Genomic DNA, 19,122 nt, shown 5'->3' on the forward strand with positions numbered 1-19,122 from the left:
CGCCACGCGACGCACGCGCGCGCTCCGTGAAAGGGTGATGCCATGACCATGGACGTCCGCCCGGCTTCGGACTTCGAGGCCGTCCGCGCGGTGCTGGGCCCGAAGTCACCCGCGTCAAACGTGTGTTGGTGCCTGAGCTACCGGATCCCGTCCAAGCTGAACAACGAGCTGCGGGGGCCGGCCCGCGGTGAGTACGTCGCCGAGTTGTGCCGCGCCGATCCTCCTCCCGGAGTGCTCGCCTACGACGGTGACGAGCCGGTCGGCTGGGCCGCGGTGGCACCGCGCTCGGCCACGTCCTTCGCACGCAACCGCAAGATCCCGCACGTCGACGACCTGCCGGTCTGGTCGCTGTGGTGCATGCGTGTCCGTCCCGGCCACCGCAAGCAGGGGATCACGCACGCCCTGATCGCCGGCGCGGTCGAGTTCGCCCGCGACCGGGGCGCCCCGGTGATCGAGGCGTACCCCCTCGACAACGGTGACGCCAGGGTCGACCTGACGATGGCGTACGCCGGGATCCGGAAGAACTTCGAGCGCGCCGGCTTCGTCCACGCCGCCGACACGACCTCCGTCCTGGCCGGTCACCCCCGCATCCTGATGCGGCTCGACCTGCGCTGACGCGACCGCCCCGCGGGCTCAGTGCACGGAGAACCCGCCGTCGACGAAGATCGCCTGCCCGGTGACGTAGGCGGAGGCGCTGCTCGCGAGGAACACCGCCGCACCGGCGAAGTCCTCCGCCAGGCCGTTGCGTCCGACCATCGTGCGCGCGGCGAGCGCCGCCACCTTCTCCGGGTCGGACGACAGGCGTGCGTTGAGCGGCGTCATCACGAACCCCGGCACGAGCGTGTTGCAGGTGACGCCGTACGGCGACCAGGCCTCGGCCTGGGACCGGGCCAGCGACTCCAGCGCCCCCTTGGACACGCCGTAGGCGCCGCTCTGGACGAACGCCCGATGGGCCTGCTGGGAGGTGATGTGGATGATCCGGCCGAAGCCCCGCTCGGCCATGCCGGGCCCGAAGCGCTGCCCCAGCAGATGGGGCGCCTCCAGGTTCACGGCCATCGTGGTGTCCCAGACGTCCTCGCCCAGCTCGCCCATCGGCGGCCGCAGATTGATCCCGGCACTGTTCACGAGGATGTCCGGCTCACCGAATGCCCTGACCGCCTCCTCGGCCGCCGCCCGCACGCCGTCGCGCGTCCCGAGGTCGGCGCCGACCCAGGCCGCCCGGCAGCCGTGGGCCTCCAACTCGCCGACCGTCGCGGCCAGTTCCGCCTCCCTGCGGGCCACGACCACGACACTTGCGCCCGCGCGGGCGAGGGCCTCGGTGATGGCCCGGCCGATGCCGGAGCTGCCACCGGTCACCACGGCGACCCGGCCTTCCAGGGAGAACAGTTCGGAGAGGTATGCCTGCGACGTCATGTCCGCACCCTAGGCGGCTCGTTCGGGGGGACAGCGCGCGGGGGCGTCGTCATCGGGGCGCCTGCGGCACGGGTGTTCGCCGGGACTGCGGCCGTCCCGGACGGACAGTGCGGCGCTGACACCGGCGGCCCGGCCGGTCGCCGTCGCGACAGGCATGACGAGGCGGGACGACCGGGCCCGGGCGAGCCGCGTCCGCCGACGAACGGGCGCCCGGTGTGGGCAACGGCAGCGCGGCGGGATGTCCCGGAAGCGGCCGCCCGTCCTTGCCGCCGGCCTCCGTGTGAGCCCGCCGGGGGCGGGCACTCGGAGTCCGCGGCGCGTCCGACCGGAGCGCCGCCCGACTCTGGAGGTGGAGAGCAATGGGTCATGGTGGGAACGTCATCGACGAGCTGGTGACCGATCACCGCGAGGTCGAGGAGTTCTTCGGCCGGATCGAGGCGCTTCCGTCCGGTGACAAGGACCGCAAGCTGTACGCCGACCAGGCCACGATGGAACTGGTGCGGCACTCGGTGGCCGAGGAGGCCTATCTGTACCCGGCCGTGCGCGAGCATGTGGCGGGCGGGAACGTCATCGCCGACCGGGAGATCGACGACCACTCCCGGGCCGAGCGGCTCATGAAGGACCTGGAGGGGTGCGACGCCGACGACCCCGACTTCGACCGGCTCATCGGGATGCTGATGACCGAGGTCCGCTCGCATCTGGCCGACGAGGAGCAGAACCTCTTCCCGAGGCTGCGCGCGGCGTGTCCCCCGGAGACGCTGGACGAGCTGGGCGACAAGGTGCGTCAGGCGAAGAAGCTGGCGCCGACCCGCCCGCACCCGTCCGTCCCGGACACCCCGCCGGCGAACAAGCTGCTGGCTCCGGGAGCCGGGCTGGTCGACCGGCTGCGCGACGCGCTGTCGGGACGCGGCAAGAAGGACTGACCCGGCGTACTTCCCACGGGCGGCGCCCGGCGGAGGCTCGGCGACCCCCGGTGAGAAGAGTCAGGCGAGAGCGCGCTCAGGCGAGTGCGCTCAGCCGCCTGTTCAGGCGATGAGCGCCCGGCCCGGGTCGAGGCGCGCGTGCAGGGCGCTGCGGTGCAGGGCCGCCACCGGGTCGAGGAGGTCAGGGTGGCGCAGCAGTGCCGCTGCCTGACGGTCCTGCGTGTCGGGGGCCACCAGGCGGCGGAACTCGACCGGCAGGCCCGTCGCGTGGCTGCCCTCGGTGATCTCGGTGACCGCCAGCCGGGCCAGGTCGGTGTCGGTGAGCAGGCAGGCCGCCCAGCTCGCCACGACCTCGTCCACCCAGGTGCGCCAGGCGAAGTCGTCCGCGTGGTCGGGCACGGCGGTGTCCGCGCCGGTGATCCAGTCCAGGCCGGCCGACCCGCCCGGCCCGGCCATCGCGACGAGCGCGGCGTCGGTCGGCGTCGGGTAGCGCAGCCAGGCCGCCACGGTGACGGCCTGGCGGGCCTGCACCTCGCCGAGCGCCGCGGCCAGCGCGCCACCGCAGGCGGGGTAGGAACACGTCAGCCATTGGGTGGTCGCCGCGATGAGCGGGGAGAGGTCTGCGAGCACTGCAGGGCCGTCCGAGGTACTGGCGGGAACGGGGATCCCTCACACGGTAGCCCGGCGATCCGGGCGTCCGACATGCCCTTCACCTCGCGACCGACGTGGCCTCGCCCACACCGGAACGGTGCGCCGAGGCACCGAAACGGCGCGCTCAGCCCGCCCGGCCGCCCGCCCCGTCGGCCGCCGTCCGGTCTGGCCGCGCGAGGTGGTAGACGTGGAACGCCCGGCCGATGACCGGCTGGGCGACGTTGCGCACCTTCACGCCTCCGCTGGTCATGCCGTGCTCGGTGCCGAGGTGGGCGTGCCCGTGCACGGCGAGGTCGGCGCCCGCCGTGTCGATGGCCTCGGCCAGCAGATAGCTGCCGAGGAACGGATAGATCTCGGGAGGCTCCCCGGCCAGCGTGTCCGGCACCGGCGAGAAGTGGGTCAGGGCGATGCGTACGTCGCAGTCCTGGCTCTGAAGCTCCTGCAGACAGGCCCGCAGGCTGTCGGCGCGGCGACGCGAGTAGCGGACGAACTCCTTCATGATCGGCTCCCCGAACTCGCCCGCGCAGCGGCCCACGAACCCGCCGCCGAACCCCTTGGTACCGGCCACGCCGATGCGGGTGGAGCCGTTCTCCACCACGGTGGCCTGGCCCTCCAGGACCCGCGCGCCCGCGTCCTGGAGCACGGCGGTGACCTCCTCCGGGCAGTCGGCATGGTGGTCGTGGTTGCCCAGGACCGCGACCACGGGAACCGCCAGGTCCTTGATCTCCCGTGCGACGACCTGGGCCTCCTCAAGGGTGCCGTGCCTGGTCAGGTCCCCGGCGAGCAGCAGGACGTCGGCGCTCTCGTGCAGGGTCTCGAACGAGGGCCGCAGCACGCCCTGGCTCTCGGGGCCCATGTGGATGTCCCCGACGGCCGCGATCCGGATCATTCGACCTCCTCGGCGTGGTCGGGCGCGGCGCTGTCCGCGACCACGAGGTCGCAGTGCACCGGGTGTCCCACCAGTTCCGCGCGGGCGGTGCGCAGGACGTCGTCGCGGTACCGGGCGGATGGCACGGTGCCGGTCAGCAGGATCGCCTCGCCACGGATCTCGATGCGCACCCCCAGCTCACCGAGGGGCCCGGCGGCCAGGTGGTCCGTCAGATGGGCCACGAGGTAGTCCAGGCTCTGCGCGCCGCCCGGTCCCTGGGCCGGCTCAGCGCCGGGGCGGCTCATCGGGGCTGCTCCCTGGGGGCGATCACGTTGAGCCGCTCCAGGAGGAAGAAGAACGCGGCGGGCATCGGCTCGTCCCCGCAGGATCCGCGTACGTCCTCCCAGTCGACCTTCTCGCGCAGGGCACGGGCGGCGGCGAGCACCGGCCCGAAGTCGCAGTAGTGCTCCGAGAAGGCCTCGATCAGCCCGCGCATGAGATCGGTCGGCGCGAGGACGGGCATGTGCACCGAGTCGACCGGGATGTCCTGCGCGCGGGCCAGCACGTCCGTGCCGACCGGACGGTGGGCCATCTCGAAGAGGAAGTCGACCTCCTGTCCGAGGCACGTCGTCTTCATCAGCCAGTCCTCGGGCGGCGTACGGACCGTGAGGCCCGCCTCGGCGAGTGTCCGAGCCACCGCGTCGGCGTCCGAGCGCAGCACGCAGAAGTCGGCGTCGTGCTGCAGGTGACCGCTCCCGCCGTGGGCGTACACCGCCACGCTGCCGGCCAGGGCGAACCTGTGCCCGTTGCGCTTCAGCACCGCGCCCACCTGCTTCGCCGCCTCCAGGATCGCCTGGCTGCGGTCATGGGGCAGTGCCTGGCTGTTCAGTGAGCGCGATCCGCCCGGCGACGGCTCGACCGGTCCGTCCCCGACCGGGTGCAGCTCGGTCGGTCCGGGTCGCCGAGCCGGTGTTGTCGCACTCTGCTGGTTCTGCGTCATGCCCGCTCCGTTCGCCGCACGGAGGTCCGGTACGAGCCCGCGGCGGGCTCGGTAAGGGCACCGAGTACCCGGCGCGGGGGTTTCGATACGGCAGGGTCACGCCGCGGTGTAGCCGAGCTGGCGTCTCATGTAGGGCGTCATGAGGGTCTTGGACTTGGCCAGCGTGGTGGTGCGGCCGCCGAGGACCGCCGTCTCGCCGCCCGGCACGGGCAGCATCGTCACTCCGTCGGCCGGGCCGAACGGGACGATGAGCGGGGTGCGGTGGACCGCCCGGTAGAAGCGGGGCTCCTTGCGGTGCTTGCCGGCGCTGTTCAGATAGGCACGGATGTTGTGTGCGGCCAGGTCGGCCTGGGCGAGCGCGGCCGGGGTGATCTTGACCTCGGTGGCGTCGTTCACGTCGCCGACCGCGAACACGTCCAGCCACCCCTGCACCCGGAGCGCCTGGTCGACCTTCACATGGCCCGTGCCCGTCAGCCAGTTCCCGAGCCCGGCGAGCCGCAGCCAGAGCGTGTTGGGCGTGGTGCCGGTCGCCCAGAAGGAGCGGTCGGCCTCGATGACGTTGCCGCGGGCGTCGCGGTAGGTGTCGAAGTCGGTGCCGGGGGACATGAAGGAGTCCAGCCACACGTCCACGCCATGGGCCTCCAGCCAGGCCCGCGCCTTGCGTCCGGCCCGCGCGCTGCCCGTCGCGTGCAGCAGCTCCGGCCCGGAGTGGGCGAGCGTGACGCGGGCGTCCGGCCGGGCGAGGCGGATCTCGGCGCTGAGCTCGACCCCGGAGGGTCCGCCGCCGACGACCAGGACGTGCTCGGCCGCGGCGATGTGCTGCTGATGGGCGACGAGGGACTTCACCGCCTCCTCGGTGGTGGTGCCGGTGAAGCGGGCCGGCTCGGGGTAGTCGGCGCCGGTGGCGATCACCAGCACGTCGTACGGGAGCCGCTCTCCCGTCGCGAGCGTCACCTGCCGCTCGGTGGTGTCGATGCGGACCGCCTTGCCCACGGCCACCCGGCCGTTGCGCAGCAGCCGGTCGTAGGGGATGAAGGGGCTGTGCGACCAGTCCGGTCGCACCCCGGCGCGCAGGGCGGCGATGCGATGGAAGAAGACTTCCTTGCGGTCCACCAGCGTGACCCGCGCCGTCGCGTCCAGTCGCTTGGCCAGACGGACTCCGGCATAGCCGCCGCCGATCACCACTACGTCGCCATCAAACACGCCCGGTCTCCTTCGTCTGGCGGCGAGCCTAGCGATTGAAACTTAAATAATTGATGGGGGCGGGTGCGCGTTCTGTGAAGGGTGCGGCCGGTGCTGCAGCAGTACGCAACGACGGCGTCCAGGCCGGCCCGCAGGGGCCGGCCTGGACGCCGTTTTCGGTACGGATCAGACGAGGTCGAACCGGTCCAGGTCCATGACCTTGGCCCACGCCGCGACGAAGTCGTTCACGAACTTCTGCTTCGCGTCGTCGCTCGCGTAGACCTCCGCGAGTGCACGCAGCTCGGAGTTCGAGCCGAAGACCAGGTCGGCACGGGTGCCGGTCCACTTGACGGCGCCCGAGGCGTCACGGCCCTCGAAGGTCGTCTGGTCGCCGGAGGTCGACTTCCACGTCGTGCCCAGGTCGAGCAGGTTGACGAAGAAGTCGTTGGTCAGCACGCCCGGGGTGTCCGTGAACACACCGTGCGAGGACTGCCCCTGGTTGGCACCCAGGACGCGCAGACCACCGACGAGGGCGGTCAGCTGGGGCGCGCTCAGGGTGAGCAGGTTGGCCCGGTCGAGCAGCAGGTACTCGGCCGGCAGGCGGTTGCCCTTGCCGAGGTAGTTGCGGAAGCCGTCCGAGGTCGGCTCCAGCGCGGCGAAGGACTCCGCGTCGGTGTGCTCCTCGGTCGCGTCCACGCGGCCCGGCGTGAAGGGGACCTCCACCTCGAAGCCGGCGTCCTTGGCGGCCTTCTCGACCGCGGCGGCACCGCCGAGGACGATCAGGTCGGCCAGGGAGACCTTCTTGGCACCGGAGTTGAACGCCGACTGGACGCCCTCCAGGACGCGCAGGACCTGCGCGAGCTGGTCGGGGTCGTTGACCTCCCAGCCGTTCTGCGGCTGCAGACGGATACGGGCGCCGTTGGCACCGCCGCGCTTGTCGCTGCCGCGGAACGTCGAGGCCGACGCCCACGCGGTGGAGACCAGCTGCGAGACGGTCAGGCCCGACTCCAGGAGCTTGGCCTTGAGCGCCGCGGCGTCCGCGGCGTCGATGGCCGCACCCTCGGCCTGCGGCAGCGGGTCCTGCCACAGCATCGTCTCCGCCGGCACCTCGGGGCCGAGGTACAGGGACTTCGGGCCCAGGTCACGGTGGGTCAGCTTGTACCAGGCGCGGGCGAAGGCGTCCGCGAACTCGGCCGGGTTCTCGTGGAAGCGCTTCGAGATCGGACCGTAGATCGGGTCGAAGCGCAGCGAGAGGTCGGTGGTGAGCATCGTCGGCAGCTTCTTGGAGTCGCTGTGGGCGTCGGGGATGATCGCCTCGGCATCCTTGGCCACCCACTGGTTGGCGCCGGCGGGGCTCTGGGTCAGCTCCCACTCGTAGCCGAAGAGGATGTCGAAGAAGTCGTTGCTCCACTGGGTGGGCTTGGTGGTCCAGGTGACCTCGAGACCGGAGGTGATGGAGTCGCCGCCCTTACCGGTGCCGTGGGTGGACTTCCAGCCCAGGCCCTGCTCCTCCATGGAGCCGGCCTCGGGGTCGTTGCCGACCGCGTCGGCCGGGCCGGCGCCGTGGGTCTTGCCGAAGGTGTGACCACCGGCGATGAGGGCGACGGTCTCCTCGTCGTTCATCGCCATGCGGCGGAACGTCTCACGGATGTCGCGGGCCGCGGCGATCGGGTCCGGGTTGCCGTTCGGGCCCTCCGGGTTGACGTAGATGAGGCCCATCTGGACGGCGCCGAGCGGGTTCTCCAGCTCACGGTCGCCGGTGTAGCGCCGGTCGTCGAGCCAGGTGGTCTCGGGGCCCCAGTACACGTCCTCGTCGGCCTCCCAGACGTCGGCGCGGCCGCCGGCGAAGCCGAAGGTCTCGAAGCCCATCGTCTCCAGCGCGACGTTACCCGTGAGGATCATGAGGTCGGCCCAGGAGATGGACTGGCCGTACTTCTTCTTGACCGGCCACAGCAGACGGCGGGCCTTGTCCAGGTTGCCGTTGTCCGGCCAGCTGTTCAGCGGGGCGAAGCGCTGCTGGCCGCGGCCGCCACCGCCGCGGCCGTCGCTGATGCGGTAGGTGCCGGCGCTGTGCCAGGCCATGCGGATCATCAGCGGGCCGTAGTTGCCGAAGTCGGCGGGCCACCAGTCCTGCGAGGTGGTGAGCACCTCGGCGATGTCACGTTTGACGGCCGTCAGATCGAGGGCCTGGAACGCCTCGGCGTAGTCGAACTCCGCACCGAGCGGGTTGGCGACGACCGGGTCCTTGGCAAGGATCTTCAGGTTGAGCCGCTCCGGCCACCACTGGCGGTTTCCACCGCCCTGGGTGGGGTGCGCGGCGCGATCATGCGCGACGGGGCAGCCGCCGCCGGCGCCCTCCGTCTTCGCGTCGGTGACGATCGCATCGGGGTTCTCAGCCATGTGAAACCTTCCGGACTAGGTGGATCACAGTGCTCGGGGTGCACTGCGGGCGGTGGAGCAGTCGGGGCACAGGCCCCAGTAGATGACCTCGGCCTCGTCGATCGTGAAGCCGTGGTCGTCTGACGCGGTCAGACAGGGCGCCTCGCCGACCTCGCAGTCGACGTCGGCGACGACACCGCATGATCGGCACACGATGTGGTGGTGGTTGTCGCCGACACGCCCCTCGAACCGGGCCGGGCTGCCGGCCGGCTCGATACGGCGTATGAGTCCCGCCGCGGTGAGGGCGTGGAGGCCCTCGTACACGGCTTGCAGGGAGACATGACCTACGCGATCACGCACCCCTGAGGCGGTGGCCTCGACACCGAGGTGGTCACCGGCCCGGACGGCGTCCAGCAGCGCGACGCGCGCCGCCGTCACCCGCAGGCCGGCACCGCGGAGCTCCTCGGCAGGGGTCGGAGTCTGGGATGCGGTCATGGGCTCCAACCTACCGCGCTAAACACGAATCATTCAAGAAAACGAATGATGAAACTCTGGCGCGCCGAGCGAGGCAACCCATACACCGCCCACACACCGCCCAAAGCGCGAAAAATCATCTTTTCTGACATTGAGTCATGCCTTTTTGTCAAGGCCTTCATTGGTCGTAACCCCACCTGTACTCGATGGAGGTACAACGCATGCTCGGCAGACATACCGCGGCGGGTCGCCGCGTCGCCCTCACCGCTCTCGGTGCCCTCGCGCTCACCGGCGCCACCTCGGCCGCGGCGGCCGAGCCGCCCCCCGCGGTGCCCGCGTCCACCGCGGCGCAGACGCTCGGTGCAGACCGGCCGCCGGCCGCGCTGCTGCGGGCCCTGGAGCGTGACCTGAAGTTGAAGCCTGGGCAGGCGGCCGAGCGGCTGGTCAACGAGGCGGAGGCGGGCGTCCGCGCAGGTCGCCTCCGCAACTCCCTGGGCGAGCGCTTCGCGGGGGCCTGGCTGCGGGGGGCGACCGCGGCCGAGCTCACCGTCGCCACCACACACGCCGGCGACGTGTCCGCCATTCAGGCGCAGGGCGCGAAGGCCGCGGTCGTCAAGCGGCCGCTGAGCGAGCTGCGAGCCGTCAAGCAGAAGCTGGACGCCGCCTCCGCCCGGGTCAAGACGCGCGACACCCCGGTCTGGTACGTCGACGTGCCGACCAACCGGGTCGTGGTGCAGGCGACCAAGCGGTCGGCCGCCACCTCCTTCATCAAGTCCGCCGGTGTCCGGGGCAAGGGCGTCGCCGTACGCCTGTCGGAGCAGCGGCCGCGGCTCTTCGCGGACCTCGTCGGCGGCGAGGCCTACTACATCAACGGCTCGGCCCGCTGTTCCGTCGGGTTCTCCGTCACCAAGGGCACCCAGCAGGGCTTCGCCTCGGCGGGCCACTGCGGCAGCGCGGAGGACGAGACCACCGGCTCCAACATGGCCGAACAGGGCACGTTCCAGGCCTCCACGTTCCCCGGCAAGGACATGTCCTGGGTCGCCGTGAACAGCGACTGGACGGCCACGGCCGACGTGAAGGGCGAGGGCGGCCAGCGTACGCAGGTCACCGGCTCGGTCCAGGCGCTCGTCGGGGCGTCGATCTGCCGCTCCGGCTCCACCACGGGATGGCACTGCGGCACCATCGAGCAGCACGACACGAGCGTCAGCTACTCCGAGGGCACCGTCGACGGCGTGACCGAGACGACCGTGTGCGCGGAGCCGGGCGACTCCGGCGGCCCGTACATCTCGGGCTCCCAGGCGCAGGGCGTGACCTCGGGCGGCTCGGGTGACTGCACGTCCGGCGGGACGACCTTCTACCAGCCGATCAACCCGATCCTCAGCGACTTCGGCCTCGTGCTGAAGACCGCGTCCGCCCAGAAGGGCGTGCCCGCTCCGCAGGACAACGGGGCGGCCGACGCCTGGGCCGCGGGCCGCGTCTACGAGGCCGGCTCCACGGTGACCCACGCGGGCGTGCGCTACCAGTGCCTGCAGACCCACCAGGCCCAGGGCAGGTGGTCGCCGGTGGCCACTCCGGCCCTGTGGCAGAAGATGTAGGCGGTCCGAGGAGTCGTACGGCTTCGGTGCGGGGCACTGTCCCCGCACCGTCCGCTCCCCCGTCGTCCGCCGCCCCGGCCACTCCCCCGCTGCTCCTCCGCTACTCCTCCGCCAGGAACCCGTACGCGGTGGCGACGAAGGGGTCGTTGGCGCGGAAGCGGCGGGTGCACACCGCGGCGAGGGCCGTTCCCGTGTCGGGCCGGAAGCCCAGGAAGGCCTGCTGGCCGAGGGTGGCCCCGCTGTGGAAGTACATCGGCCCGCCGTCCGTGGGGTGCCGGAACCACGCCACCGTGTGCACGTGCCGGTGCCCCAGGCCGCGCCGCAGCACGGGGGTGCGCACCGCCCGCAGCGCGTCGGCCGACGGGAAACCGGCCGGGGCGAGGTGCGCCTCGAGGAACGTGAGCAGGTCGTGCGGGGTGGCCCGGACGGCGCCTGCCGCCTCGAAGCCGCCGGCGTCGAAGGCGAGGGTGGGAGTGCGGCCGTCCTTGCCGTGCCCGACGGCGTCGGCCTTCGGGTCCTCCGCCCGCAGGGCCGTGCCGCTCAGACCGAGGGGACGCAGTACGTGCGTGGCGAGCAGTTCCTCCCACGCCGTACCGGACACCGCCGCGAGGGCGTGGCCGAGCACGGCGACGCCGAAGTTGGAGTAGTGCCACCGGGTGCCGGGCCGGTGCCGTGGGCGGTACCGCAGGAAGGCGTCCGTGACCCGCTCGGCCGGATAGCGGCCGTAGGGATTGGTACGCCAGGCGGGCAGCGCCCGACCGTAGAAGTCGCGCGGCAGGGCGGGCAGCCCGGCGGTGTGCGTGATGAGGTGGGCCAGCGTCACCGGGTCCGCGCCCGTCCGCCGGCCGGGGTCCAGGCAGGCGGCGGCCGGTTCACCCCCGGTCAGCAGGCCGCGCCGGACGAGTTGGGCCAGCAGCAGGCCGGTGAACGTCTTCGAGGCCGAACCGATCTCGTAGCGCAGGTCCTGCCGGGCGACCGGCGGGGCCGGGGCCGTCCCGGCGCAGTGCAGCGTGCGACGGCCGTGCCGGGACACAGCGAAGACGACGTCGGGTGCGTCGACGGCATCTGCGGCGCTCGCCAGGCGCTCGCGCAGGGCGTCGTCGTCGCCGGGACCACCGTCCGCTCGGGGCTGGTCCACGTCGTCGGCGATGCCCGGCCAGGGCGTGGACCGGCCGGTCATGAGGTGGCGTGCGTCAGCTCGGACAGGGCGCGGGAGGTGGCCAGCACGGAGGCGAAGGCGGCGACCAGCGTCGGGTGGTAGATCATGTCGAACAGATCGTCCGGCTCGCCCTCCGGCATGTCCCGTACGGCGGGCATGGCGCCGTCGGCCTGCTGGGCGGCGGCGAAGCCCTCCCAGCCCCGTTCGTCCAGGGTGGGGCGCGGCAGGCAGGCGTCGACGACGAGGAGTTCGCCGAGCAGGTCCCAGCGCTCGAGGTCCAGCCAGTCGTCGATCCAGACCGGCAGCCACATGGCGAGGTAGTCGGCGATGTCCGGCGGCAGGCCGTCGGGGTGCTCTCCCCAGTCGGTGAGGTGGAACACCGTGTGGGTGAGGTCGTAGGCGATGTGCCCGCTGACCGTCCAGGGCTCGGGAGTGCGGCCCAGCCACGTGGAGCCGACGATGTCCGCCTCGGGCGTCCGGGGCGTGAGGCCGAAGCGGCGCTGGAACGCGGACAGTCCGAGGCGTCGGGTCGGGTCCAGTTCGAGCGCCGACCAGCTGTTGAGCCGCTGGTAGAGCACGGTCGCCCGCTCCACCTCGGGCTCGCTGTACCCGAGTTCCTTGTACGGCAGGTACACCTCGAACGGGATCGGCGAGAGCGGCTCGATGCGCTGGCCGCGTACCAGCATGCGACCGCCGTCCAGGGTGTGCCGCCAGGTGTGGTCGAGGAGCTTGCGCGCCAGTTCGGCCTGGCGCGAGCCGGCCACGCCTTCGCGGAACAGCACCCGGCAGATCAGGGCCAGTTCACCGACCGGCTTGAAGCGCTCCAGGAAGCCCACTTCGGGATCGACGTCGGGCTCCAGGCGGAAGCCGTCGCGATGGGCCCACAGCCACTCCAGGGCGCGTACGCCGACGGTGTGCATCAGACGGGTGTCGGTCATCCGGGCACTCCTTGTCCCCCGTACCGGTTCCGCACACCTTCCGCGTGCGGGGCATCGCCGCTCAGGCACTTGACGGTCTGTGCCGCCGCGAACGCGGCCATCAGCGTGGAGTGGTAGCAGTGCAGGAAGTCCGGCTCCGGATCCGCTCCCCCTTCACCCTGAGGGGCGTGCTGCGGCAGCGCACCCGAGTCGTACTGCGCCCGTGCGATCCGGGCCCAGGCGTGCTCGAGCGTCGCCGGGTCGGGCGGGCACGGCAGGCTCGCGGCGACCACCAGCAACTCGCAGCTCAGGTCCCACATCCCGGCGTCCAGGCAGGTGTCGATCCAGGGCGGCAGCCAGTGCGCCAGGTAGGCGGCCAGGTCGGCGGGGACACCCGCGGGGAGGCGGCCCCAGTCGGTGAGGTGAAAGACGACGTGGGTGAGCGCGTACCCCGAGGAGCGCTCGAACGTCCATGGCTCCGCCAGCCCGCCCAGCCAGGTGCTCCGCAGCACCGGCTCGGCCTGCTCCGGCCGGTCGATGCCGCTGCGCCGTTCGGCCTTCAGGACGCCGAGCCGGCGCGTCGGCTCCTGCTCGGTGAGCCGCCAGCCACGGGTGCGGGCCGTCGTCGCGGCGGCTGCCTCGTACCCGGCATGGCGCAGCCCGGCCGCGGCGAAGACGGAGTAGACCTCCAGCGGGTAGGTCGCGAAGGGCTCCCACCGCTGGAGGCGGAGGAACAGTTCACCGCGGCCGGTCTGCTGCCAGGCGAACCGCAACAGGTCCGCGGCGTACGCGTGCAACGGGTCCCACGCCGGGGTGTGCGAGCGCACGCTCGAACAGGTCTGGGCGAGTTCCCCGAGCGGTTTCCAGGTGGCGTCGACCTGACCGTCGGCGGTGAGCGCGTCCTCGCCCAGCGCGAAGTCCTCGCGGTGGGCGGACAGCCAGGCGAACGCGGCGGCTCCGACGTCCCGGATCGCACCTACGTCCATGGCGGTCACGGCGGTCGTATCGGTCATACGAGTGCTCCGGCCGCCCGCATGACGCGCGCCGCCTGGACCTGGAGGGCAACCCGGGGGTCGGCGCCGCCCATCAGTTCCACGAAGTCCAGGCCCGCTTCCAGGCCGAGCGTCTCCGGCACCCCGTCGACCAGGGTCAGCCAGCGTCCCGCACCGGCGGCCTGCTGCCAGTCCCTGCGCCGCACGGCACGTACGAAGCCGCGGGCCAGGTCGACCGGGCGACCCCGCGCCGCGCGGACCACGGCATTGTCCTCGCCGGGCACCGCGAGAGGGGCCAGGACTGCGAGTTGGTGCGTCAGCACCTGCCAGGTCGCCGCGTCGAGCCATGCGACGTCGGGTTCTGTGTCCCCGTCCCCGGCGGCTGCGCCGGTCGGAGGCGTGTCGAGGCGCAGCAGGGTACGGCGCATCGCCCAGTGACTCCATCGGACGGTGGGTGCCGCGTCGGCGCGGGGCGGGAAGGCCTCCACTGTCTGCCGGAACACGGTAAGTAGGTCCGGGGCGGGCGGAGTCGGGAAGAGTACGTGCGGCAGCAGCAGGTCTGCTCCCACCACGCGTACGGCCGCGAGGGCGAACTGCCCCTCGGGGTCGTCGACCGCCCCTGTGCCGGACATGCGCACGTGGTCTCCGCCCCGGAGGGCGGAGACCACGTCGGACGCGATGTCCTGCACAGCGCCCTTCAAGAGGGCCGAAGTGCCTGACTGGTCCATTCAGCTACTCCCGTTCGTCCGCTCAGCCCTTCTTGGGGCGAGGGGTCGGCGGGGACAGCAGCAGCTTGGTGTCTGCGGAGAGCAGCGCCAGGGCGGCGCACTCACGGCTGTCGCGGAAGACGCCGTCGGACTCGGCAGGGTCAAGTGCCGCCTCCAGGTCGGTCCGGACACCCGTGATCTCTTCGATCGCCTTGTCAATGGAAGGCATATCACCATCTCCTCTGGGGTCAGCCATAGCCTCCATGACCCAGAGCACCACACAGTCACAGAGCGCGCATCTTTTCCCAGAAGGCAACATAGGCACCTTCTTCAACATTTCCACCATGCGCACCGACCGCGCCCAGAACTCCCCTGCCGCGAAGGACAGTTGAGTTCTACGGAGGGTGAGACGCAGCTCACATACCTCGTCCTGTCACAGGTTCCGCGTTACTCCGGTCAGTAGGGCGTACCCCACTTCAAGACAAGGAGATCCCGTGGAATCGCGTCTCAACTACTTCGGCAACGCCCTGGCGGGCAAGGTCCTCAAGCACATCAACTCGGCCGGCAAGGTGGTGTCGGACTCGACCCTGCCTGCCGCCATCCAGGAGCTGGTGAAGATCCGCGCGAGCCAGATCAACGGCTGCGGCTTCTGCACGGACATGCATATCAAGGATGCGGCCCACGCCGGCGAGACCGCGCAGCGCCTCCACCTGGTCGCGGTCTGGCGGGAGGCGACGGTCTTCACGGAGGCAGAGCGCGCCGCCCTGGAAGTGGCGGAGCAGGGCACCCGCATCGCCGATGCCGCGGGCGGTGTCTCCGACGAGGCGTGGACCAACGCCGCCAAGCACTTCGACGAGGACCAGCTGGTGGCCCTGATCTCCCTCCTCGGGGTCATCAACGCCTACAACCGCATCAACGTGATCAACCAGCAGCCCGCCGGGGACTACCAGCCCGGCCAGTTCGGCTGACCGGTCATGACGGGGGCTGGACTGCCGTCCCGGATCGAGGAGTTGGCGGCCCCGTGCACCACGGTGGCCGCCGGTCCGGCCGGGACATCGACTTCTTCCCTGGTGGAGGCCGGCCTGTGAGCACCATCGCGTTCCTCAACATCGGCATGCACGGGCACATCAACCCGACCCTGCCGGTCGTGGCCGAGCTCGTCCGGCGCGGCCACACCGTCACCTACCACACCTCGCCCGCGTTCCGTGCGGAGATCGAGGCCACCGGCGCGACCGTGCGCCCCTACCCCGGAGGCGAACTGCCGCTTCCCGATCCGCCGACGCCGGTCACGCTGCTGGAGTCCCTCGCGGGCACCGCCGTCCGGCTGCTGCCCGCCGTGCTCGACGACCTGCGCCGCGACCGGCCCGACCTGATCGTCCACGACAGTTCCTGTCTGTGGGGCGCGGTGGCCGCTCGTGAACTCGACGTACCGGCGGCTTCGTCGTTCACCACGTTCGCCTTCAACCGGCAGGTCCCCAGCCCCACCCGCGGGTCGTGGCAGCTGTTGGCGGCGGCACGGAGGCAACCCCGCAGTGTGCGGGGCTACCTGCGCTCCCGCCGGGAGCTGCATCGCCGCTTCGACACGCGCGGGGTGCCGCCGCTCGACCTGCTGAACATCCGTCAGCCGCTCAACCTGGTCTATACCTCACCGGCGTTCCAGCCCGCCGTCGAGCACTTCGACCAGTCCTACCGGTTCGTCGGCCCGAGCATCGGCGCCCGCCCGGTCGACCCGTCGTTCAAGGCCGACCGGCTCCAGGATCCGGTGCTGTACGCCTCCCTCGGCACGGTGTTCAACGCCGACCCGAAGCTGCTGCGCACGTTCGCCACCGCACTCGCCCCGCTGGGCGGCACCGTGATCGTCTCCACCGGGCAGACCGATCCCGACGCCCTGGGCCCGTTGCCGGCCAACGTGCTCCCCCGGCGTTTCGTGCCTCAGCCGGAGGTACTGGCCCGGGCGGCGCTGTTCATCACCCATGGCGGCATGAACAGCGTCAACGAGGCCATGTACGCCGGGGTTCCGATGCTGGTGGTTCCGCAGGGCGCCGACCAGCCGATGATCGCCCGTCGTGTCGCGGGGCTCGGCGCGGGCCTGTCGCTCCGTACCCAGGACGTCGCCAAGGGCCCGGTGCGCGCCCTCGCCCGACGTCTGCTGCACGAGCCCGCGTTCCGGGCGGCCGCGACGACCCTCAGGGCCGCCCAGCACGACGCCGGTGGATTTCGGCGGGCCGCCGACGAACTGGAGCGGTACGTGCATACGGCCGGCTCGGTCCGCCGGCCGGTCCCCGCCGACCCGTCGCGGCGAGGTTGAGCGATGTCCGCTGTCGCCGTCCTGCTGCTGATCGCCGGGCTGTCCGAGGCCGCCGGGCGCATCCTGCCGCTGCTGGCCCGTCGGCCGGGCATGCCGCGGCTGCTCGTGGCCGGGCTGCTGCCGGCTGCCGGCCTTGTCGAGACCGCCGTGTTCGCGCTGTGGCCGCTCACCGCCTGGACCCTGGCCGAGCTGGTGGTGTCCTCGCCACCGCCCGGCGACGGGATGGGCTGGACACCGGGCCTGGTCGCGCCGCTGATGCTCTCGGCCGTACTCGCCTTCCCCCTGCTCGGGCCGCTGCTGCACCTGCTGCTCTTCGTGGGGGTCGGCGCCGGGCTTGCCGACCCGCTGGCGACGGCGACCGGGCTCGGCTGGTGGGGCGCCGCCGGCTGCGTGGCCGTCGCCGGGGCCGGACTCGGTGTCGCCGTGGAGGCCGTTCGGCGCCTCGTTGTACGGATCAGTGCGCCCCGGACACCGGAGCCGGTCGCATGAACGACTTCCTGTTCTGGGCCTGCGTACTCGGGCCCGTCCTGCTCGCCGAAGGACTGCTGGCCCGCTACGAGGTGCTGGCCTACGGCGCCGGCTTCCGGGCCCCCACCAGCGAGCTCCCCGAGGGCGTGCCCTATGCCCGGGGTGCTGCCGCCGACCGGCCCCCGGAGGCCTACCTCGTCTACCTGGACGGCATCGGGAAGCGCCGCGTGCGCGACACCCGGGACGGCGGTCAGCTGGTCAAGGCCGTGCTCGCCGCAGCGCCGGAGCTGCGCGTGCTGGGGCAGGTGCAGCCCTACTCGCCGCTGGCCGACCCGCTCGCCGACCGGCCGGTGTGGGCGTGGCTGCGCCGCCGCGTCGGGCTGCTGCTGTTCCTGCACAACGTCATGCAGATCTTCGTCGCCGCCGACCACCGCTACCGCCCCCTCTACAACCGGGCCGTCGGCTCCCAGATCGCCACCCAGCTGCGGCTCGCCGGCTACGAGCCCGACAGCGGCATCCCCGTGGTGCTGCTCAGCTACAGCGGCGGCGCCCAGGTCGCCACCGGCGCGGTCGACGAACTGCACACCCGGCTGCGCTGCCCGCTCCTGCTGATCACGCTCGGCGGGTTCCACAACGGCGCCAACGACCTCGCCAAGGCCGAGCACCTGCATCAACTCACCAGCGCGTACGACCGGATCGAGCGGGTCGGCACCTGGATGTTCCCGCAGCGCTGGCGGCTGTTGCGCGGCAGCGGATGGAACCGTGCCCGCCGCGCAGGGAAGATCACCGTGCACCGACTCGATCCGGCCACCCACCTCGGTCCGCGCAGCTACATCAGCCCGTCGGCTCGGCTGCCCGAGGGCCGCAGCCACCTCGACCGCACGGCCGACACCGTGATCGCACTCATCCGCGCCCGGCACTGGGCGAAGGCGGCGACGGACCGCACCATGTCATGAGGCCCCATGTCATGAGGCTCCGTGCCATGAGACTCCGTGTCGGCGGATCAGCTGTCGGTCTCCGTGCGGCCGGCGGCGGCTCCGTCGGCGTCGAGCCCGGAGACCAGGCCGCGCAGCAGGGGGCCGTACTCCGGGTGGGCGAGGGCAAAGGCCATCTGGGCGACCAGGTAGTCGGCCGGATTGCCGGTGTCGTACCAGCGGCCCTTGATGACCTGGCCGTACACCGCGCGGGTGGCGGCGTAGGCGTTGATGGCGTCGGTCAGATAGACCTCGCCGGTCCGGTGCTCGTACCAGCGGCGGGTCTGCTCGCGCAGTTCGTCGATGATGCCGGGGGTGACGACATAGCCGCCGATCGCCGCGTACGACGATGGCGCGGCGGCCGGCTCGGGCTTCTCGACCAGACCGGTGATACGCAACTGGCCGTCCCCGAGGTCCTCCTTGACGATGGGCACGCCGTAGCGCTGGGACTCGGTGGGGTCCATCGGCAGCAGGGCCAGCACCGGGCAGCCGGTCTGCTCGTAGGCCCGGATCAGCTGCTGGGCGCGGGGGACCTCGGCCACGAAGACGTCGTCGGGCCACAGCACCAGCACGGGCTCGTCGCCGAAGGAGCGGGCGGCGTTCAGCACCGGGGTGCCGTTGCCGTACGGGCCGTACTGGTCGAGGTAGGTGATGTGGCCCTGCCGGGCCAGCTCGGCGACCTCCTCCACCGCGTCGGCGTACGCCGTCTTGCCGTCCTTGCGGAGCTGCTCGACGAGGGCGGGGTTGGGGCGGAAGTGGTCCTGGATGAGGCTCTTGCCGCCGGAGACCACGATGGTGATGTCGGTGATGCCGGAATCCACCAGCTCACGCACCGTGTGCTCGATGACCGGCTTGTCGCCGACCGGGAGCATCTCCTTGGGTGTCGCCTTCGTCAGGGGCAGCAGGCGGGAGCCGAGTCCCGCGGCGGGGATCACAGCCCTGCGGATCGTCGGGGACATCACATCTCTCTCGGTCGATCGACGCGCCGCACCGGCGGACACGGCACGTGTTCGACGCTACCAACGCCTGCCACGACCCCGCCGACCGCCTCATTCGCGGATCGCGGCCGGGCCCGGGCAGCTCTGACGGACGTCCGGGGAAGGTGGCTCCCG

General features: G+C 71.9%; 22 protein-coding genes. 8 read left to right on the forward strand and 14 right to left on the reverse strand.

From position 1 onward, the window contains the following. Nucleotides 1–42: 42 nt before the first annotated feature. Nucleotides 43–615 carry a GNAT family N-acetyltransferase gene (locus ACZ7M7_RS18480; protein WP_472117907.1) on the forward strand — a complete coding sequence of 191 codons (573 nt, stop codon included), beginning with the start codon at nucleotides 43–45 and terminating at the stop codon, nucleotides 613–615. Nucleotides 616–633: 18 nt separating this feature from the next. On the opposite strand, the gene ACZ7M7_RS18485 is transcribed toward ACZ7M7_RS18480, so the two are convergent. Next, complete coding sequence (locus ACZ7M7_RS18485; protein ID WP_472117910.1) at nucleotides 634–1,413, reverse strand: SDR family NAD(P)-dependent oxidoreductase; 780 nt, start codon at nucleotides 1,411–1,413, stop codon at nucleotides 634–636. Between the two features lie 359 nt (nucleotides 1,414–1,772). Between ACZ7M7_RS18485 and ACZ7M7_RS18490 the strand changes: the two genes are divergently transcribed. Then, on the forward strand, nucleotides 1,773–2,336 hold the full coding sequence (locus tag ACZ7M7_RS18490) for a hemerythrin domain-containing protein (RefSeq protein WP_383612668.1): 564 nt from the start codon (nucleotides 1,773–1,775) through the stop codon (nucleotides 2,334–2,336). Nucleotides 2,337–2,438: 102 nt separating this feature from the next. Here the strand turns inward: ACZ7M7_RS18490 and ACZ7M7_RS18495 are convergent, their stop codons facing one another. The 7 genes from ACZ7M7_RS18495 to ACZ7M7_RS18525 all read right to left on the reverse strand — a co-directional run bounded on the left by ACZ7M7_RS18495 (nucleotide 2,439) and on the right by ACZ7M7_RS18525 (nucleotide 8,911). Further along, the gene (locus ACZ7M7_RS18495; RefSeq protein ID WP_472117913.1) at nucleotides 2,439–2,966 is read right to left on the reverse strand and encodes a hypothetical protein; all 528 of its coding nucleotides are present in this window, start codon (nucleotides 2,964–2,966) and stop codon (nucleotides 2,439–2,441) included. A gap of 145 nt (nucleotides 2,967–3,111) precedes the next feature. Beyond that, entirely contained in the window at nucleotides 3,112–3,876 is a 765-nt protein-coding gene (locus ACZ7M7_RS18500) for a metallophosphoesterase family protein (RefSeq protein WP_383632645.1), read from the reverse strand. Next, nucleotides 3,873–4,160, reverse strand: a complete 288-nt coding sequence (locus tag ACZ7M7_RS18505) for a hypothetical protein (RefSeq protein WP_451168786.1) — start codon at nucleotides 4,158–4,160, stop codon at nucleotides 3,873–3,875. Before ACZ7M7_RS18505 ends, ACZ7M7_RS18500 begins: the two co-directional genes overlap by 4 nt. Continuing rightward, a complete protein-coding gene (locus ACZ7M7_RS18510; RefSeq protein WP_472117916.1) occupies nucleotides 4,157–4,855 on the reverse strand; it encodes a hypothetical protein in 699 nt (232 codons plus the stop codon). Before ACZ7M7_RS18510 ends, ACZ7M7_RS18505 begins: the two co-directional genes overlap by 4 nt. A gap of 96 nt (nucleotides 4,856–4,951) precedes the next feature. Beyond that, nucleotides 4,952–6,058 carry an NAD(P)/FAD-dependent oxidoreductase gene (locus tag ACZ7M7_RS18515; RefSeq protein WP_383632651.1) on the reverse strand — a complete coding sequence of 369 codons (1,107 nt, stop codon included), beginning with the start codon at nucleotides 6,056–6,058 and terminating at the stop codon, nucleotides 4,952–4,954. Nucleotides 6,059–6,223: 165 nt separating this feature from the next. Then, nucleotides 6,224–8,437 (reverse strand): catalase/peroxidase HPI, encoded by a 2,214-nt coding sequence (gene katG, locus ACZ7M7_RS18520; protein ID WP_472117919.1) that lies wholly within the window; start codon nucleotides 8,435–8,437, stop codon nucleotides 6,224–6,226. Between the two features lie 24 nt (nucleotides 8,438–8,461). Next, a complete protein-coding gene (locus ACZ7M7_RS18525) occupies nucleotides 8,462–8,911 on the reverse strand; it encodes a Fur family transcriptional regulator (RefSeq protein ID WP_472117922.1) in 450 nt (149 codons plus the stop codon). A 200-nt stretch (nucleotides 8,912–9,111) separates the two neighbouring features. Here ACZ7M7_RS18525 and ACZ7M7_RS18530 point away from each other — a divergent pair, with 200 nt between their 5' ends. Then, nucleotides 9,112–10,485, forward strand: a complete 1,374-nt coding sequence (locus tag ACZ7M7_RS18530) for an alpha-lytic protease prodomain-containing protein (RefSeq protein ID WP_451168789.1) — start codon at nucleotides 9,112–9,114, stop codon at nucleotides 10,483–10,485. A gap of 100 nt (nucleotides 10,486–10,585) precedes the next feature. Here ACZ7M7_RS18530 and ACZ7M7_RS18535 read toward each other — a convergent pair whose 3' ends face one another. The 5 genes from ACZ7M7_RS18535 to ACZ7M7_RS18555 are packed head-to-tail and all read right to left on the reverse strand — an operon-like array spanning nucleotide 10,586 to nucleotide 14,489. Then, the gene (locus ACZ7M7_RS18535; RefSeq protein ID WP_472117924.1) at nucleotides 10,586–11,665 is read right to left on the reverse strand and encodes a serine hydrolase domain-containing protein; all 1,080 of its coding nucleotides are present in this window, start codon (nucleotides 11,663–11,665) and stop codon (nucleotides 10,586–10,588) included. After that, nucleotides 11,662–12,582, reverse strand: a complete 921-nt coding sequence (locus tag ACZ7M7_RS18540) for a DUF6895 family protein (RefSeq protein ID WP_383612641.1) — start codon at nucleotides 12,580–12,582, stop codon at nucleotides 11,662–11,664. Before ACZ7M7_RS18540 ends, ACZ7M7_RS18535 begins: the two co-directional genes overlap by 4 nt. Further along, nucleotides 12,579–13,574 carry a DUF6895 family protein gene (locus ACZ7M7_RS18545; protein WP_472117927.1) on the reverse strand — a complete coding sequence of 332 codons (996 nt, stop codon included), beginning with the start codon at nucleotides 13,572–13,574 and terminating at the stop codon, nucleotides 12,579–12,581. The genes ACZ7M7_RS18540 and ACZ7M7_RS18545 overlap by 4 nt, the downstream gene beginning before the upstream one ends. Continuing rightward, nucleotides 13,571–14,281 carry a hypothetical protein gene (locus ACZ7M7_RS18550; RefSeq protein ID WP_383612635.1) on the reverse strand — a complete coding sequence of 237 codons (711 nt, stop codon included), beginning with the start codon at nucleotides 14,279–14,281 and terminating at the stop codon, nucleotides 13,571–13,573. Before ACZ7M7_RS18550 ends, ACZ7M7_RS18545 begins: the two co-directional genes overlap by 4 nt. Before the next feature lie 22 nt (nucleotides 14,282–14,303). Continuing rightward, nucleotides 14,304–14,489, reverse strand: coding sequence for a hypothetical protein (locus ACZ7M7_RS18555; RefSeq protein WP_328877672.1), 186 nt, complete (start codon nucleotides 14,487–14,489; stop codon nucleotides 14,304–14,306). A 34-nt stretch (nucleotides 14,490–14,523) separates the two neighbouring features. Between ACZ7M7_RS18555 and ACZ7M7_RS18560 the strand changes: the two genes are divergently transcribed. The 5 genes from ACZ7M7_RS18560 (at nucleotide 14,524) to ACZ7M7_RS18580 (ending at nucleotide 17,992) form a co-directional block, all read left to right on the forward strand. Further along, entirely contained in the window at nucleotides 14,524–14,652 is a 129-nt protein-coding gene (locus ACZ7M7_RS18560; protein ID WP_472117930.1) for a hypothetical protein, read from the forward strand. Nucleotides 14,653–14,754: 102 nt separating this feature from the next. Continuing rightward, complete coding sequence (locus tag ACZ7M7_RS18565) at nucleotides 14,755–15,228, forward strand: carboxymuconolactone decarboxylase family protein (protein WP_383632674.1); 474 nt, start codon at nucleotides 14,755–14,757, stop codon at nucleotides 15,226–15,228. Nucleotides 15,229–15,344: 116 nt separating this feature from the next. Continuing rightward, on the forward strand, nucleotides 15,345–16,568 hold the full coding sequence (locus tag ACZ7M7_RS18570) for a macrolide family glycosyltransferase (protein ID WP_383612629.1): 1,224 nt from the start codon (nucleotides 15,345–15,347) through the stop codon (nucleotides 16,566–16,568). Nucleotides 16,569–16,571: 3 nt separating this feature from the next. Continuing rightward, entirely contained in the window at nucleotides 16,572–17,057 is a 486-nt protein-coding gene (locus tag ACZ7M7_RS18575; RefSeq protein ID WP_472117933.1) for a hypothetical protein, read from the forward strand. Beyond that, complete coding sequence (locus tag ACZ7M7_RS18580) at nucleotides 17,054–17,992, forward strand: hypothetical protein (protein ID WP_472117936.1); 939 nt, start codon at nucleotides 17,054–17,056, stop codon at nucleotides 17,990–17,992. Before ACZ7M7_RS18575 ends, ACZ7M7_RS18580 begins: the two co-directional genes overlap by 4 nt. Nucleotides 17,993–18,039: 47 nt before the next feature. On the opposite strand, the gene ACZ7M7_RS18585 is transcribed toward ACZ7M7_RS18580, so the two are convergent. After that, the gene (locus ACZ7M7_RS18585) at nucleotides 18,040–18,969 is read right to left on the reverse strand and encodes a UTP--glucose-1-phosphate uridylyltransferase (RefSeq protein WP_383612620.1); all 930 of its coding nucleotides are present in this window, start codon (nucleotides 18,967–18,969) and stop codon (nucleotides 18,040–18,042) included. Nucleotides 18,970–19,122: the final 153 nt, after the last annotated feature.

Source organism: Streptomyces sp. NPDC111606, from assembly GCF_055656945.1.